This window comes from Oryzomicrobium terrae (assembly GCF_008274805.1).
Taxonomy (GTDB): domain Bacteria; phylum Pseudomonadota; class Gammaproteobacteria; order Burkholderiales; family Rhodocyclaceae; genus Oryzomicrobium; species Oryzomicrobium terrae.
This window is the reverse complement of sequence record NZ_CP022579.1, coordinates 1,245,934-1,260,954: the sequence shown is the minus strand read 5'-3', so window position 1 is coordinate 1,260,954 and position 15,021 is coordinate 1,245,934. Positions and strand designations below refer to the sequence as shown.

13 protein-coding genes are annotated in these 15,021 nt (G+C 69.5%); 10 read left to right on the top strand and 3 right to left on the bottom strand.

The genetic code is table 11. The features are described 5' to 3' along the window. Window positions 1-54 precede the first annotated feature (54 nt). A complete protein-coding gene (locus tag OTERR_RS05760; protein ID WP_054622444.1) occupies window positions 55-1,422 on the top strand; it encodes a phenylacetate--CoA ligase family protein in 1,368 nt (455 codons plus the stop codon). Window positions 1,423-2,608: 1,186 nt separating this feature from the next. Here OTERR_RS05760 and OTERR_RS05755 read toward each other — a convergent pair. Genes OTERR_RS05755 through OTERR_RS05745 form a run of 3 tightly spaced genes read right to left on the bottom strand, consistent with a single transcriptional unit; the run spans window position 2,609 to window position 4,480 of the window. Further along, a complete protein-coding gene (locus tag OTERR_RS05755) occupies window positions 2,609-3,031 on the bottom strand; it encodes a hypothetical protein (RefSeq protein WP_054622443.1) in 423 nt (140 codons plus the stop codon). Window positions 3,032-3,090: 59 nt separating this feature from the next. Continuing rightward, a complete protein-coding gene (locus OTERR_RS05750; protein WP_054622442.1) occupies window positions 3,091-3,831 on the bottom strand; it encodes an oxygen-binding di-iron domain-containing protein in 741 nt (246 codons plus the stop codon). 37 nt (window positions 3,832-3,868) lie between these two features. Then, the gene (locus OTERR_RS05745; protein ID WP_149425108.1) at window positions 3,869-4,480 is read right to left on the bottom strand and encodes a hypothetical protein; all 612 of its coding nucleotides are present in this window, start codon (window positions 4,478-4,480) and stop codon (window positions 3,869-3,871) included. Between the two features lie 420 nt (window positions 4,481-4,900). Between OTERR_RS05745 and OTERR_RS05740 the strand changes: the two genes are divergently transcribed. From OTERR_RS05740 to OTERR_RS05700, 9 genes are all read left to right on the top strand, one after another. After that, window positions 4,901-5,287, top strand: a complete 387-nt coding sequence (locus OTERR_RS05740) for a YkvA family protein (protein WP_149425107.1) — start codon at window positions 4,901-4,903, stop codon at window positions 5,285-5,287. Between the two features lie 217 nt (window positions 5,288-5,504). Further along, window positions 5,505-5,720: a TOBE domain-containing protein gene (locus OTERR_RS05735; protein ID WP_054622439.1), complete on the top strand. Its 216-nt coding sequence runs from the start codon at window positions 5,505-5,507 to the stop codon at window positions 5,718-5,720. 12 nt (window positions 5,721-5,732) lie between these two features. Continuing rightward, window positions 5,733-6,356 (top strand): NADPH-dependent FMN reductase, encoded by a 624-nt coding sequence (gene ssuE, locus OTERR_RS05730; protein WP_149425106.1) that lies wholly within the window; start codon window positions 5,733-5,735, stop codon window positions 6,354-6,356. A gap of 67 nt (window positions 6,357-6,423) precedes the next feature. Beyond that, window positions 6,424-7,440: a sulfonate ABC transporter substrate-binding protein gene (locus tag OTERR_RS05725; protein ID WP_054622438.1), complete on the top strand. Its 1,017-nt coding sequence runs from the start codon at window positions 6,424-6,426 to the stop codon at window positions 7,438-7,440. Window positions 7,441-7,489: 49 nt separating this feature from the next. Continuing rightward, window positions 7,490-8,644 (top strand): FMNH2-dependent alkanesulfonate monooxygenase, encoded by a 1,155-nt coding sequence (ssuD, locus tag OTERR_RS05720; RefSeq protein WP_054622437.1) that lies wholly within the window; start codon window positions 7,490-7,492, stop codon window positions 8,642-8,644. Window positions 8,645-8,753: 109 nt separating this feature from the next. Next, the gene (locus OTERR_RS05715) at window positions 8,754-9,752 is read left to right on the top strand and encodes an aliphatic sulfonate ABC transporter substrate-binding protein (RefSeq protein ID WP_082397317.1); all 999 of its coding nucleotides are present in this window, start codon (window positions 8,754-8,756) and stop codon (window positions 9,750-9,752) included. Window position 9,753: 1 nt separating this feature from the next. Then, on the top strand, window positions 9,754-10,542 hold the full coding sequence (gene ssuC / locus OTERR_RS05710; RefSeq protein ID WP_054622436.1) for an aliphatic sulfonate ABC transporter permease SsuC: 789 nt from the start codon (window positions 9,754-9,756) through the stop codon (window positions 10,540-10,542). A 22-nt stretch (window positions 10,543-10,564) separates the two neighbouring features. Continuing rightward, window positions 10,565-11,674 carry an ATP-binding cassette domain-containing protein gene (locus OTERR_RS05705; protein WP_082397315.1) on the top strand — a complete coding sequence of 370 codons (1,110 nt, stop codon included), beginning with the start codon at window positions 10,565-10,567 and terminating at the stop codon, window positions 11,672-11,674. Window positions 11,675-11,871: 197 nt separating this feature from the next. After that, complete coding sequence (locus OTERR_RS05700) at window positions 11,872-15,015, top strand: CHAT domain-containing tetratricopeptide repeat protein (RefSeq protein ID WP_054622435.1); 3,144 nt, start codon at window positions 11,872-11,874, stop codon at window positions 15,013-15,015. The last annotated feature ends 6 nt before the right edge of the window (window positions 15,016-15,021 follow it).

The window sequence follows — 15,021 nt, the reverse complement described above, 5'->3', positions numbered from 1 at the left end:
CGCCCCGACCGCCGCCCCGAACAATCTGGAGTTTTTCTGGAGTTTTCCCCCGCCATGGGCCACGCCGACCGCCATCTGTCCCCCTCGTCCGTCCCCGCCTCCGACGCCCCCTACTGGGATGCTGCCCTGGAAACCCAATCCCGGGCCAATTGGGACGCTCTCAAGCTCGACCTGTTGCAGCGTCACCTGCGCCACGCCTACGCCGGTTCGCCCTACTACCGGGCCGCCTGGGACGCCGCCGGGGTGCACCCGGACCAGGTGAAAAGCCTAGACGACATCCGCCGCTTTCCCTTCATCACCAAGCAGACCCTGCGCGAGCGCCAGCTCGCCGCCCCGCCCTTCGGCGACCTGGTGGCGGTGCCCGAGCGCGACATCGTGTACATCTCCGCCTCCAGCGGCTCCACCGGCATCCCCACCGCCTCCCCGTTCACCGCCCGGGATTTCGACGACTGGATGGACTACGAGGCGCGCCAGTTCTGGTCCTCCGGCCTGCGCCCGGAAGACCGCTACTGCCACTCCCTCAACTTCTCGCTGTTCGTCGGCGGCCCCTGCGTGCTCGGCGCGCAAAAGCTCGGCGCCCTCTCCATCCACGCCGGCACCGTGCCCAGCGAGCGGCTGCTGACCATCGCCCGCCAGTTCCAGGCCACCGCCATCTGGACCACTCCCTCCTACGCCTGGTACCTGGGCGAGACGGCCAAGAAGGAAGGCATCGACCCGAAGAAGGATCTGGCGATCAAACGCATCTTCGTCGCCGGCGAGCCCGGCGGCTCGATCCCCGAAACCCGCAACCGCATCGAAGAACTGTGGGGCGCCTCGGTCTATGACTACTACGGCCTCTCCGACATCTTCGGTTCCTGCGCCGGCATGTGCGAGGAAAAGCACGGCCTGCACTGGGCCGAGGACCACATCCTGGCCGAAGTGCTCGACCCGGAAACCGGCGAGCCGGTGGCCGAGGGCGAGCGCGGCGAGCTGGTGCTCACCACGTTGAAGAAGAGCGCCCGCCCCATGGTCCGCTTCCGCAGCGGCGACATCGTCTCGTTCACCAGCGAGCCCTGCGCCTGCGGCCGCACCTCCCAGCGCCTGCTCGGCGTCCACGGCCGGCTCGACGACATGCTCATCATCAAGGGCGTGAACCTCTTCCCCAGCGACGTGGAAGCCGTCGCCCGCAAAGACCACGACCTGACCGGCGAATACAAGCTGGTGGTGGAGCGCATCGACCACCTGGACCACCTGACCGTGGAAGTGGAGCGGGCCGCCAGCTACAAAGGCAGCGACACCAACCTGGCCGAGCGCTTCGCCAAGCACCTCAAGTCGGTTACCGGCGTGCTGCCGGCGGTCACCATCCTCCCCCCGGACACCCTGCCCCGGGCGACCCACAAGGCCAAGCGTGTGGAGGATCGGCGTAGTGGGGTGTGGGCCTGAAGCATCAGCTCAGCTTTTAAGCTGCTGGCGCCGCTTTGCGGGCGGCCGCCAGCCCCAAGGTAAAACGCACCTGCCATAACGCAGGCACGGCCCCTCTCCCCCTTCGCTCCCGCCGAGCAGCGCAGCCTGCCCGGGGGGATGTCGGCGAGGACTGTCCGAGGCCGCAGGCCGAGTTCCGCAGCCGCCCCGGGGTGGAGAGCAGCGCAGGGCACCGGCGGGCCAGCCTTATCGGCCCGGCGGCGGGGGCGCAGGGGTCGCCTTTTCTTTGGTGACTTTCTTTTGGCGACGCAAAAGAAAGTCACTCGCCGTCAGGGCGAAACACAGCGCCAACACCAGCACATACGCCTGGCAGAATCGCCGGCACTCAAAACCACATCCCTCACCGAGCGCTGCCGCAAGCGGAAACGCTGCGTTTCGCCTGGACGGCGAGCCACTTTCTGTCCGGCGACAGAAAGTGGCCAAAGAACGCCGTGCCCGCTCCCCCGCCGGCAGACCAAACAACCGGTCTGCCGGTTCCCTGCGCTACTCGCCCGGGACGGGGGCTGCGGAACTCGGCCTGCGGCCTCAAACAGTCCTCGCCCTTTTCCGTCCCGGCCGGCGTTGCTCGGCGGCGGAGAAGGGCACAAAGGGGTACTCAACTTGAAGCACTGCCCGAGAAGCCACGTCTGGTGAGGCGTTTGGAGGCATGCCTTTGTAGGACCGCTCCGGTACTTGGTTTCCGGGCATGCTCCTTGTAGATATAGTATTGACGCGGGTTTCCAGGCTATGCGCAAGGGAATATGACCAAGGAGGCGCGAAGATGAGAGTGCAGCGTGCGCCCTCCACCACCACTCAACTGCCCTCTTCAAGCGCCTCCTAAACTGCCGCCCCAATCCCCGGCACGGCCCCATTCCCCCTTCGCCCCCGCCGAGCAGCGCAGCCGGCCCGGGGGGATGTCGGCGAGGACTGTCTGAGGCCGTAGGCCGAGTTCCGCAGCCGCCCCGGAACGGCGAGCAGCGCAGGGTACCGCCGGGCCAGCTTCATCGGCCCGGCGGCGGGGGCGCAGGGGTCGCCTTTTCTTTGGTGACTTTCTTTTGGCGACCCAAAAGAAAGTCACTCGCCGTCAGGGCGAAAGGCAGCGCCAACACCAGCACTCACGTTCGGCGAAACCACCAACACAAAAACCCATACCACCAAGCCAGCGGGATCAGTTCCGCCCGGGGACCTCGATGTAATGGGAAGCCAGCCATTCCCGGTCCAATTCCCAGCGCACATCCTTGATGCCCGGCTGGGCGAGGACAATGGCGCGGGCTTCGGACTGGACCGCGCCCAAGCGCTGCTGGGCGGAGATGAAGGCGGGGTTGTTCGGGTCTTTCGTGTTCAGCTCGGGAAACAGCACGCCCAGGGCCTTGAACGCCGGCACTTCGGTGTTGCGCGGGGTGCTCAGGTAGGCGGTGTCACCCACCACTTTCAAGACCCGGAACTGGTAGGGATAGGCCTTGAGGGCCTCGCTGCCCTGGGTCTCGATCGCCCGGGTCAGCTCCCGGGAGTGGGAATCGGGGGCCCGGATGTACCAGTCCAGGCCGACGAGAAAGAGCAGGACGAGGGCGATCCAGTAGCGTTTTTTCATAGCGATCCTCCGACGAGGGGTGCAGGGCCGGGCCGGCCCCGGCGAAACCGGGGCGACAGCTAGCGCCGCACGCCGGTACCCACCGGCAGTTCGGCGAACCAGTTGATGAAGCGCATCACGTCGGCCCCCTGGTAGATGGCGCCATGCTGCGGGCAGAGCATGTCGATGGGCAAGCGGCTGACCCGTTCGCACCAGTCGAGCTTGGCCTCGTTGGAGCCCATCCAGCGCTGGTGGAAGCCCTGGGCATGGGGGATGTGGCGGTCGAAATCGCGCACGTAGAGATCGCTGCCGGGTGGCAGCAGGGCGGCGCCCACGTCGCCGGTGAACAGAAGCTTGGCCTTGCGGTCGTAGAGGTGGAAGTTGCCCGAGGAGTGCAGGTAGTGGGCCGGCAAGGCCTCCAGGGCCAGGCTGCCCAGGCGGATCGTCTCGCCTTCGTCCGGGATGTTGACGAAGGTCTGGTCGGTGCCGCCGAAGTGGGGCACGAACTCGGACCACAGCCAGCTCAGGTGGCACTTCAGGGCCGGATTGAACTCCAGCCACAGGGCCAGGGAGGAAATGATGTCCGGGTCCTGGTGGGAGGCGAAGATGGCCTCGATGCACTGGGGGTCCGTGTGCATGGTCAGGGCCGAGAACACCGCGGCGAAGATTTCCGAGCCGCCCGGATCGGTGAGCAGGGAGCGGTCCCCGTCCGAGATCAGGTATTCGTTGGTATCGATCAGGTAGTTGGGGCGTTCCGGATCCCGGGCCACCACGGCCCACTGATGGCTGCCCTCCTGATAGATCACGGTGGTTTTTTTCATGGTTCTGCTCCCAGGGCGGGTGGTGTGTCGTGGTGCGTCAGCGGGCGACATCGCTGCGCAGGGTTTTCAGGATGCCGAGAATGGACAGGATGGCCGCTTCGATCTCGTCCGCCACCTGGCGCAGGTCGCCCCCCAGGGTGCTGGCGTAGACCGCCTCGATCTTGGCCGCCCGGGACAGGGCGACGCCGGTGCCGCACAGGCGCAGGGCCTGGTCCAGGTGCTTGCGCAGGTCGCACCAACGTTCGGCGCTTTCATCGTCGATCCGCCGCCGCGCGGTATCGATCCGCTGCTTGGCGTCGGCAATGGCGGCGGAGGCCGGGGACTTGGGGTCGATGGCGTCCAGATGGGCGCGGTGGCGCCGTACCCGCGCCGACCCGGCGACGGTGTGCACCAGGGACGCAATGAAGCGGTCCAGATCCTGCATCTGCAGGTCGAGCTGACCGCTGAAACGGCGTAGTTCGGCCGAAACCACCTGGAAACCGCTGGCCTGCCTGCCGGCCTGCTTGGCCACGATCATGGCGTTGATCGCCACCAGGTTCACCCGGCGGGAAACGCCGATCACCTGGCGGACGCCTTCGTTGACTTCAACCACCAGGCGCAGCGGCTCGTTCGCGGCCGCAGGCTGTGAAAACAGGGATGCCATACTCATCAATGCTCATTGGCTGCGATCCGCAGGAGCCGTCGGGTGATGGAGGCCCAGCCCTGTTCAAGCGGCGCCCGTATGCCATCGGCTTCGGGGCGCCATGCTTCGCAGCACCTTGTTCTTGGAATTGTTCTACGGTGCCAGGGCGGGGGCGTACGCCGCTCTCCCCAGCAGCTGCCGCCCGTCCTGTAATACGGGCGTAATGTTAACAGATGAACTTCCTGGCACGCTGACTGGAGCGACAGCCGGTACCCCCTGCTGCCGGCACAACACGGGCATCGCCCGGGCATCGCGCCACGGCGCGCCCGGGCCGACGCCCCGTCCTCAAGCCTGCCCCCCCAAGCCCCGCGCCAGCGCCAGGCTATGATGGACGGCCCGGGTTCGCCTCCAGCGCCATCCGTCTCCAGCACCACCTTGCCGGTCGCCATGTCCATCCTCCCCGCCCTTCGCAACGCTGCCCGCCGGCTCAAGCAGGAGGCCCTGACCGTCTATTTCATCGCCCGGGACCCGCGTACCCCCTGGCTGGTGCGCCTGCTCGCCCTGGCGGTGGCGGCCTATGCCGCCAGCCCCATCGACCTGATCCCGGACTTCATACCGGTGCTCGGTTACGTCGACGACCTGCTCCTGCTGCCCCTGGCCATCTGGCTCATCCTCAAGCTGGTGCCGGCCGAGATCCTCGCCGCCAGCCGGCAGCGCGCCGCCGCCCTGGCCGAGCGGCCCACCAGCCGGACGGCGGCCCTGTGCATCGTGGTCCTCTGGCTCGCCGCCCTGGGCGGGCTGGGCTACTGGTGGCTGGCTCAAGCCGCGGCCTGAGCCAGCCACCGCCCCGAAATTCCAGCGCTCCGACGTTCCCGTCGTGCCTTCCGGCCCCCGCCTTGCGGGGGCTTTTTCATGCACATCGATATTCAGCGCGGCTTCATAACCAAAGAAAAAAACCGTCGTTCCCGCCCGGCCAGGCCCTCTCCAGAATCGCTCCACCCAGCCCCATCCGGGGCCCACGGATTCATCGACCGATCGCAAGGAGCGCCCCATGTCCATCCAATCCATCAACTCCCGCAACCAGTTCCGCGGCAAGGTGCGGGAAATCATCGAAGGCCCGGTGGTTTCCGAAGTCGACGTGGAAACCCCCTTCGGCACCGTCACCTCGGTGATCACCACCCGTTCGGTCAAGGAGCTGGACCTCAAGCCCGGCGTCGAGGTGCTGGCCGTGGTCAAGGCCACCGAAGTGTCCATCGCCAAGCTGTAAGGGGCCGCCGCCATGAAGATCGTCGGCATCGCCGGCAGCCCCTCCGGCTCGTCCCGCTCCACCGCCCTGCTCGGCCACATCGGCCAGCGCCTGGCGGAAGACGGCCATACCTGGTCGGTGATCCCGGTGCGCCACCTGCCCGCCGGGGATCTCATCGCCGGGCGCAGCGACGGCGAGGCGATCCAGGCCGCCCTGGCCGAGATCGCCGCCGCCGACGGCCTGGTGATCGCCACTCCGGTCTACAAGGCGGCCTATTCCGGCCTGCTCAAGACCTTTCTCGACCTGCTGCCGCAGAAGGCGTTCGAGGGCAAGGCGATCCTGCCGGTGGCCTCCGGCGGCTCCCTGGCCCACGCCCTGGCCATCGACTACGCCCTGCGCCCGGTGCTGACCACCTTGGGCGCCCGCATCGCGGTCGCCGGCGTGTTTGCCGAAGACGTCCAGCTACGGGTCCTCGACGGTGCGCTACACCTGGAAGCCGCTCTGGCCGAGCGTCTCGACGAGGCCCAGCGGCACTTTGCCGAGGCCCTCGCCTGGGGTCGCCCCGCCCCGGCCTCGGCTCCGGCTGCCGCCTCGCCCCGGTGGCACCAAGCTCCCCTCCCCGCAGCCTCCGAGCCGGAGTTTGCCCTGGCGACCTGAGCCTGGCCGCCCGCCCCCTGCCGTCCTGTTTTTCCCACAAACGCCCGCCCTCACAAACGGAGCCTCCATGACCCGTCCTACCATCCCGTCGCGTCAACGCCTGACCCGGCTTGCCCGCCGCCTGGGCAAAGCCCTCGCCCCCGCCGTCCTGGTCCTGGGCACCGCCCTCGCCCACGCTCCGGCCGCCCTGGCCCAGACCACCGCACCAGCCAGCGCCGCCAAGGAGTTGCGCATCGGCTACCAGAAGTACGGCACCCTGGTGATCCTCAAGGCCAAGGGCAGCCTGGAAAAACGCCTGGCGCCCCTGGGGGTGGCGGTGAAGTGGACCGAGTTCCCGGCCGGGCCCCAACTGCTCGAAGGGCTCAACGTCGGCAGCATTGACTTCGGCACCACCGGCGAGGCGCCGCCGATCTTCGCCCAGGCCGCCGGGGCCAACCTGGTGTACGTGGGCAACGAGCCGCCGGCGCCGGTGGCCGAGGCCCTGATCGTGCCCAAGGAGTCGCCGGTGAAGACCGTGGCCGACCTGAAGGGCAAGAAGGTGGTGCTCAACAAGGGCTCCAACACCCACTACCTGCTGGTCAAGCTGCTGGAAAAGGCCGGCCTCAAGTATTCCGACGTGCAGGTCGCCTTCCTGCCCCCGGCCGACGCCCGGGCCGCCTTCGAGGCCCGCCAGGTGGATGCCTGGGCCATCTGGGACCCGTTCCTCGCCGCCGCCGAGAAGCAGATCGGCGCCAAGGTGGTGGCCGACGGCAGCGGCGTGGTGCCCAACCACCAGTTCTACCTGGCCGCCCGGCCCTACGCCGAGGCCCGCCCCGACGTCGTGAAGATCGTCCTCGACGAGCTGGACAAGGTGGACCAGTGGGGCAAGAAGAACCCGGCCGAGGTGACCGCCCTGCTGGCGCCCCAGCTCGGCCTGGACGCCGCCATCGTCGACCTGGCGGTGCGCCGCTACAGCTACGGCGTGCACCCGATCAGCGACGAGGTGGTGGCCCAGCAGCAGAAGGTGGCCGACGTCTTCCACGAGCTGAAGCTGATCCCCAAGCCGATCCGCATCAGCGACGTGGTGTGGCAGCCGAAAAAATAACGACCGCTCCCCAACCGTTCCCTTCCATTCCCTTATTCCGGAGCACGGCATGAACATTTTCTGGTTTCTCCCCACCCACGGTGACGGCCGCTACCTGGGCACCACCCACCAGGCCCGGGCGGTGGACCACCACTACCTGAAGCAGATCGCCCAGGCCGCCGACGAACTGGGCTACGGCGGCGTGCTGATCCCCACCGGCCGCTCCTGCGAGGATTCGTGGACCGTGGCCTCCAGCCTGATCCCGGTGACCCGCCGCCTCAAGTTCCTGGTGGCCCTGCGCCCCTCCACCATCTCCCCCACCGTCTCGGCCCGGGTGGCCGCCACCCTGGACCGGCTGTCCGAAGGCCGCCTGCTGGTGAACGTGGTGGCCGGCGGCGACCCGGTGGACCTGGAGGCCGACGGCACCTGGCTGTCCCACGACGAACGCTACGAGGCCGCCGACGAGTTCCTCACCATCTGGCGCGACCTGCTCTCGGGCAAGGAGGTGAACTTCGACGGCAAGCATTACCAGGTGAAGGGCGCCAAGCAGCTCTTCCCGCCGGTGCAAAAACCCCATCCGCCCCTCTACTTCGGCGGCTCGTCCGACGCCGCCCACGACCTGGCGGCAAAGCATGTCGAGCTGTACCTGACCTGGGGCGAGCCCCCGGCCGAGGTGGAGAAGAAGATCGCCGACGTGCGCGCCCGGGCCGCCAAACAGGGCCGCGAGGTGAAGTTCGGCGTGCGCCTGCATGTGATCGCCCGGGACACCAACGAGGAGGCCTGGAAGGCCGCCGACGAGCTGATCAAGTACGTGGATGAAGAAACCGTGGCCCAGGCGCAAAAGGCCTTCGCCCGCATGGATTCGGAAGGCCAAAAACGCATGACCGCCCTGCACGGCGGCAACCGCGAACGTCTGGAGATCAGCCCCAACCTGTGGGCCGGGGTCGGCCTGGTGCGGGGCGGAGCCGGCACCGCCCTGGTGGGGGACGGCGAGACCATCGCCCGCCGCCTCAAGGAATACGCCGACCTGGGGGTGGAAACCTTCGTCCTGTCCGGCTACCCGCACCTGGAAGAGGCCTACCGCTTCGCCGAACTGGTCTTCCCCCACGTCGGCATCCAGCGCCATACCGCCGCCCCAGAAAGCGCCAACCTGGTCAGCCCCTTCGGCGAGGTGGTGGGCAACCACCACCTGCCCCAGGCCCAGCCCCAAGTCTCGGCGAGCTGATGCGCCGCGTCCGGCCGTGCTGCCCCGGGCAGTACGGCCGGGTTGTGTCATTTCACGGCACCCCGCACCCAGCCCTTTGTTTCACCCGCTTTTGCATCACGAGGTTTCCATGCCCCATCTCCCCCGCCCCCCGCACTCTCCCCCGCGTCGCCAGGCGATCGGCCGCCTCGGCGCCATCGCGGCGGCCCTGGCCCTGCCCTTTTCCGCCCTGCCGGCCCGGGCCGCCGTGGACGGCAAGCAGCTGCGCATCGGCTACCAGAAGTCCTCCACCCTGACCGCCCTGCTCAAGTCCCAGGGCACCCTGGAAAAGCGCCTGGCGCCCCTGGGCGTGAAGGTCAGCTGGTTCGAATTCACCAGCGGCCTACCACTCCTCGAAGCCCTCAATATCGGCAGCGTCGATTTCAGCGCCGACGTGGCCGACACGGTGCCGGTATTCGCCCAGGCCGCCGGGGCGCGCCTCACCTACGTGGCCCAGGAGGCTCCGTCGCCCACCGCCCAGGCCATCGTCGTCAAGGAAGACTCGCCGATCCGCACCGTGGCCGAGCTGAAGGGCAAGAAGGTGGGCGTGGCCAAGGCTGCCGGCAGCCACTACCTGCTGCTCGCCGCCCTGGAGAAAGCCGGCCTGTCGGCCAAGGACATCGAGCCGGCCTACCTGACCCCGGCCGACGGCCGCGCCGCCTTCGAGCGCGGCGCCATCGACGCCTGGGTGATCTGGGATCCGTTCCTGGCCGGGGTGCAGCGCCAGTCCAAGGTGCGCCTGCTCACCGAGGGCAAGCCGGTGGCCGACTACAAGCGCTACTACCTGGCCTCCAGCGACTACGCCCAGACCCGCCCGGACGTGTTGCAGATCCTCTTCGACGAGTTGCGCCACACTGGCCGCTGGGTCAAGGCCCACCCCAAGGAGGCCGCCGCCCTGCTGGCGCCGGTGTGGGGCCTGGATGCCGAGACCGTGGAACAGGCCAACGCCCGGCGCAGCTACGAGGTGCGTCCGGTGCGCCCAGACGACCTGGGCGAGCAGCAGCGCATCGCCGACGCCTTCTTCGCCGAGAAGCTGCTGCCGAAGAAGGTGACGGCCAGCGACGTGGCCCTGTGGAAGCCGCGGGGCTGACATGAGCACGCCTACCTCCACGCCCCTGGCCACCCTGGCCCGGCGCCTCGCTCCCTGGCTGGTGCCGGCCCTGATCCTGGCCGTCTGGCAGCTCGCCGCCCAAGCCGGCTGGCTGTCCACCCGCATCCTGCCGGCGCCCCTGGCGGTGCTTTCCGCCGGCTACGAGCTGGCCGTCTCCGGCGAGCTGCTGACCCACCTGGCGGCGAGCTTCAAGCGCGCCGCCAGCGGCCTGCTCATCGGCGGCGGTATCGGCCTGCTGTTCGGGCTGTTGAACGGCGGCTTCAAGGTGGCCGAGACCCTGTTCGACACCAGCCTGCAGATGGTGCGCAACGTACCCCACCTGGCCCTCATCCCCCTGGTCATCCTGTGGTTCGGCATCGGCGAGGAAGGCAAGCTGTTCCTGGTGGCCCTGGGGGTGTTCTTCCCCGTTTACCTGAACACCTTCCACGGCATCCGCACGGTGGACTCGGGGCTGGTGGAGATGGGCCGCTCCTACGGCCTGTCGCGCTGGCAGCTGTTTACCCGGGTGATCCTGCCCGGCGCCCTGCCGTCGATCCTGGTCGGGGTGCGCTTCGCCCTGGGCTTCATGTGGCTGACCCTGATCGTCGCCGAAACCATTTCGTCCAGCAGCGGCATCGGCTACATGGCCATGAACGCCCGGGAATTCCTGCAAACCGACGTGGTGGTGCTGGCGATCCTGCTCTACGCCCTGCTCGGCAAGCTCGCCGACGTAGCCGCCCGCGCCCTGGAGCGGCGCTGGCTGGCCTGGAACGCGGCCTACGCCAGCTAGCCCCCATTAGCGAGGATTCCCCATGCGCTTCAACCATCACGAAAACCAATACCTGTCCGAGGTGGATGCCCGGGCCAACCAGACTGCGCCGGATGCTGCACCCAGTACTGCCGCCCCAACCACCCTCCCCACCACCCCCGCCGAGGCGGGCCTGGCCGTCCGGGTCGAGGGCGTGGCCAAGCGCTTCGGCGAGCGGCCGGTGCTGGCCGGCATCGACCTCGCCATCGCCCCGGGCGAGTTTGTCGCCATCGTCGGCCGCAGCGGCTGCGGCAAGAGCACCTTGCTGCGCCTGCTCGCCGGCCTGGATGCCCCTTCCGCCGGCGCCATCGCCCTGGACGGCCAGCCGGCCCGGGGCTTGCACCCGGACGTGCGCATCATGTTCCAGGACGCCCGCCTGCTGCCCTGGCAGACCGTGCTGGGCAACGTCACCCTGGGCCTGCCCGGACCACGCCAGGCGGCCGAAGCCAGGGCCCGCCAGGCCCTGGCCGAGGTGGGCCTGGCCGACCGGGCTAACGAATGGCCGGCGCGCCTGTCCGGCGGCCAGCGCCAGCGGGTGGCCCTGGCCCGGGCCCTGGTGCACCGGCCGCGCCTGTTGCTGCTCGACGAGCCTCTGGGCGCCCTGGACGCCCTGACCCGCATCGAGATGCAGCGCCTGATCGAGCGGCTGTGGCAGGAGCACGGCTTCACCGCCGTGCTGGTGACCCACGACGTGGCCGAAGCGGTGGCCCTGGCCGACCGCATCGTGCTGATCGAGGACGGCCAGCTGGCCCTGGACGCCCCGGTGGCCCTGCCCCGCCCCCGGGAGCGGGGCGAGGCCGGTTTCGCCACCCTGGAAGGCCGGGTGCTCAAGCGCCTGATGAGTGTCGAGGCCCTCAATGCGCGCAACCAGATCCGCGGCACGGTGGCCGAGATCCGGCTCGACCCGGTGCTCTCCGAGGTGCGCATCGACACCCGGCACGGCCCGGTGGTGGCGGCCATCTCCACCCGCTCCCTGGCCGAGCACCCCCTGGAGGTGGGAGCGCCGGTGCTGGCGGTGTTCAAGTCCAACGACGTGGCCCTGGCCCGCCTGGAGCAAGGAGACGGCGAGCGCCCCCTCACCGAGTTTTTCCCCATCCCCAGCTTCATCGGCTAAGCGGGGGAGGCGGGGAGGCGATGACTTGCGGCGCCTCCCCGTGCTTCGGCGGAGAACAAGTGGGCTTCCCGCCCGGCCGGTTTTGGCGGTTTCCGGTCAGCTTTCCCTTGCTACCATCTCGGCATAAACGGCCGCCGCAGCCACTCTGACTGACCGCGCGCGCCATCGCGACAGCCAGATATGCGGGGGATGGGACCGTGGCAGCACACCAGTTCAAGCGCCGGATCGTCCCGGCCTGCCTGGTCCTGGGCATCGCCCTGGGCCAGTGGGCGCCAGCCACCCGGGCGGCCGACGCGCCCTTGGCCAGCGACGAGCTAAAGCTGACCCTGCCGCCGCGCACCATCGAAGACATCACCCGCCTGCTCGACCACTACAAGCCCGATCCGGCGGTGGCCGCCCAGGCCCTGCGCGCCGCCGATGCGCCGCCCCCGGCCACCGCGGACCGGACCGCCCTGTTCGAGTTCTACTGGCAACGGGGCCGGGCCGCCGGCCAGGTCGGGCGCATCCGCCAGCAGATCGAGGATCTACGTCAGGCCCGGGAGCTGGCCGCCCCGGGTAGTCCCGGCCACCTGCGCGCCCTGCGCGAACTGGGTGCGGCCGAATCGGCCGGCGGCAACCTGCTCACCGCGCTGCGCTATTGCGAAGAGGCGATCCGGGCCAACCAGAACCAGAAAGGCAAGCTCACCGGCGCCTACCAGCTGGCGGCCCACCTGCTCACCCGCCTGGGGGACTTCGACGGTGCCCGGGCACGCCTGCGCGACCTGGACGACGTCCTCGCCCTCCTCAAACGCACGAGGAACTGGCCCAACTATGGCCACGCCTGGACGGCCAATTACGAGCGGGCCCGGGGCGAACTGTTCGTCGCCGAAGGACGCTTCGTCGAGGCGGAACGGGCCTATCGCCAGGCCCTCAAGGAAAACGAACTGTTCTTCACGACCCTGCCCGAGGTGTCATCGGTGGAGCAGGATCTGCCCTCGCGCAATTCCGTGCTGCAGGCCCGGGAAGCGATCAAGCGCAACCTGGCCGGGACCCTGCTCTCCCAGGGCAGGACGACGGAGGCGGAAATCTGGGCCCGCCAGGCCCTGCGCGACTCACTGGAACGGGTCGGGCGGGATTCGATCGACACCGCCCGGGATCTGCGCCTGCTGGCGGCGATCATTGCCGAGGAAGGACGCTACGCCGAAGCGACCCGCCTGGCCCAGGCCTCCCTGGAGGCCTTCGAGAGCGCCGGCACGGCCCCCGATTCCCTCACCCTGGCCGATGGCCGGCGCGTCCTGGGCAGCGCCCTGGTGGCCCAGGGCCGTTACCCGGAGGCGATCGCCGTGTTCGACGCCATGCGCGCCGGCATCGCCAGCGACCCGGACCTCCTGGCCAAGGCGGATTCCGGCGACCTGGACTGGGTGCTGGCCCTGCTGCGCACCGGCAAGGCCCCGGGGGCGGAACGGATGGCCGCCACCATGCTCGCCACGGCCAGCCGCAAATTTGGCGACAACGCCGCCCGGACCGCCGAGGTGCGCGGCTTCCACGCCATGGCCCTGGCAGCCCTGGGCGACCATGCCCGGGCCTTTGCCGCCTTTTCCCAGGCCGTTCCCGTCCTGCTCGACCAGGCGCGCAGCGACAGCGAAGCCGAGACCGGCAGCCTGAAACGGCAGCGTCGCCTGCTGCTGGTGCTGGAAAGCTACCTGCACCTGCTCGGTCAGCTGCCCCAGACGCCGCACAACCTGCCCCCCGGGTTCGATATCGCCGCCGAATCCTTCCGCCTGGCCGACATCGCCCGTTCCAGCGGCGTGCAACGGGCCCTGACCGCCAGCGCCGCCCGGGCCCGCATCGACGATCCGGTCCTGGCCGACCTGGCCCGCCAGGAGCAGGACGCCCAGCGGCGGGTCAATTCCCTCAACAACCTGCTCACCCAGCTCCTCTCCGCTCCGCCGGACCAGCAGCTGCCCAAGATCCAGGACAACATCCGCAGCGACATCGCCACCCTGCGCCGCCAGCGGGAAGGCTACCGCCAGGAGATCGTCAAGCGCTTCCCCGACTACGCCCAGCTGGTGGACCCGAAGCCGGTCACCCTGGAAGAAGCGCGCCGCCGCCTACACCCGGGCGAAGTGCTGGTGGCCTGGTACTTCGGCGAGGAAGGGGGCCAAGTCTGGGCCCTACCCGCCCAGGGCCAGGCCCGCTTCGCCCCGGTGGCCCTGTCCCGCCGCGCCATGGCTGGCGAAGTGGCCACGCTGCGCCGCGCCCTGGACCCGGCGGCCAGCACCATCGAGGAAATCCCCGCCTTCGACGTGGCGGCCGCCTACCGCCTCTACCAGCACCTCCTCCAGCCGGTGCAGGCGGCCTGGCAGGGCGCCCAGGTGATCCTGGCCGTGCCCCACGGCGAACTCGGCCAGCTGCCCCTGAGCGTGCTGCTCACCGACGCCGCGCCCCAGCCCGCCAAGAGCGGCGTGCCCTTCGCCGGCTACCGGGACCTGCCCTGGCTGGCCAAGCAGGCGGCCATTGCCCAGCTGCCCTCGGTCACGGCCCTGGCCAGCCTGCGCGCCCTCAAGCCGGGGCCGGCCCAGCGCCGCCCCTTCATCGGGTTCGGCGACCCCCTGTTCAGCACCGAGCAGGCCAGGCTGGCGGCAGCCGCCCCGGCCGCGGGCATGGCCACCCGGGGCGTGCCGCTCAAGCGGCGCAACACCCCCAAGACCAGTGGCGTCGATTCGGCCGAGCTGGCCCAGTTGCCGCGCCTGCCCGACACCGGCAGCGAAATCCGCGAGATCGCCCAGGTGCTCGGCGCCGCCGGCGACGGCGACATCTACCTGCAAAGCCGGGCCAGCGAGCAGTCGGTCTTGGCCGCCGACCTGGCCAACCGGCGGGTGGTGATGTTCGCCACCCACGGGCTGGTGCCCGGCGACCTGAACGGCCTGGACGAGCCGGCCCTGGCCCTGAGCGCGCCGGAGGTGAGCGGCGGCCAGGGCGACGGCCTGCTCACCCTGGACGAGATCCTCGGCCTCAAGCTCAATGCCGATTGGGTGGTACTCTCCGCCTGCAATACCGCCGCCGGGGACGGCAACGGCGCCGAAGCGGTGTCCGGCCTGGGCCGGGCCTTCTTCTACGCTGGCGCCCGGGCCCTGCTGGTGTCCAACTGGCCGGTGGAAACCGTGGCCGCCCGGCTGATCATGACCGACCTGTTCAAGCGCCAGGTGCACACCCCCGGCCTGGCCAAGGCCGAAGCCCTGCGCCAGGCCATGGCCGCCCTGCGCGATGGCCCGGGCAGCGTCGATGCCAAGACCGGCAAGACCAATTTCAGTTACGCCCATCCCTTGTTCTGGGCGCCTTTTGTCGTGGTGGGCGATTGATGCCAG

Excerpts from the sequence above, each read along its gene's own strand:
- OTERR_RS05740 (WP_149425107.1), top strand. The coding sequence starts at position 4,901 with ATGTCCATCCTCCCCGCCCTTCGCAACGCTGCCCGCCGGCTCAAGCAG.
- OTERR_RS05745 (WP_149425108.1), bottom strand. The coding sequence starts at position 4,480 with ATGAGTATGGCATCCCTGTTTTCACAGCCTGCGGCCGCGAACGAGCCG.
- OTERR_RS05755 (WP_054622443.1), bottom strand. The coding sequence starts at position 3,031 with ATGAAAAAACGCTACTGGATCGCCCTCGTCCTGCTCTTTCTCGTCGGC.
- ssuD (WP_054622437.1), top strand. The coding sequence starts at position 7,490 with ATGAACATTTTCTGGTTTCTCCCCACCCACGGTGACGGCCGCTACCTG.
- OTERR_RS05760 (WP_054622444.1), top strand. The coding sequence starts at position 55 with ATGGGCCACGCCGACCGCCATCTGTCCCCCTCGTCCGTCCCCGCCTCC.
- OTERR_RS05705 (WP_082397315.1), top strand. The coding sequence starts at position 10,565 with ATGCGCTTCAACCATCACGAAAACCAATACCTGTCCGAGGTGGATGCC.
- ssuC (WP_054622436.1), top strand. The coding sequence starts at position 9,754 with ATGAGCACGCCTACCTCCACGCCCCTGGCCACCCTGGCCCGGCGCCTC.
- OTERR_RS05725 (WP_054622438.1), top strand. The coding sequence starts at position 6,424 with ATGACCCGTCCTACCATCCCGTCGCGTCAACGCCTGACCCGGCTTGCC.
- ssuE (WP_149425106.1), top strand. The coding sequence starts at position 5,733 with ATGAAGATCGTCGGCATCGCCGGCAGCCCCTCCGGCTCGTCCCGCTCC.
- OTERR_RS05715 (WP_082397317.1), top strand. The coding sequence starts at position 8,754 with ATGCCCCATCTCCCCCGCCCCCCGCACTCTCCCCCGCGTCGCCAGGCG.
- OTERR_RS05750 (WP_054622442.1), bottom strand. The coding sequence starts at position 3,831 with ATGAAAAAAACCACCGTGATCTATCAGGAGGGCAGCCATCAGTGGGCC.
- OTERR_RS05735 (WP_054622439.1), top strand. The coding sequence starts at position 5,505 with ATGTCCATCCAATCCATCAACTCCCGCAACCAGTTCCGCGGCAAGGTG.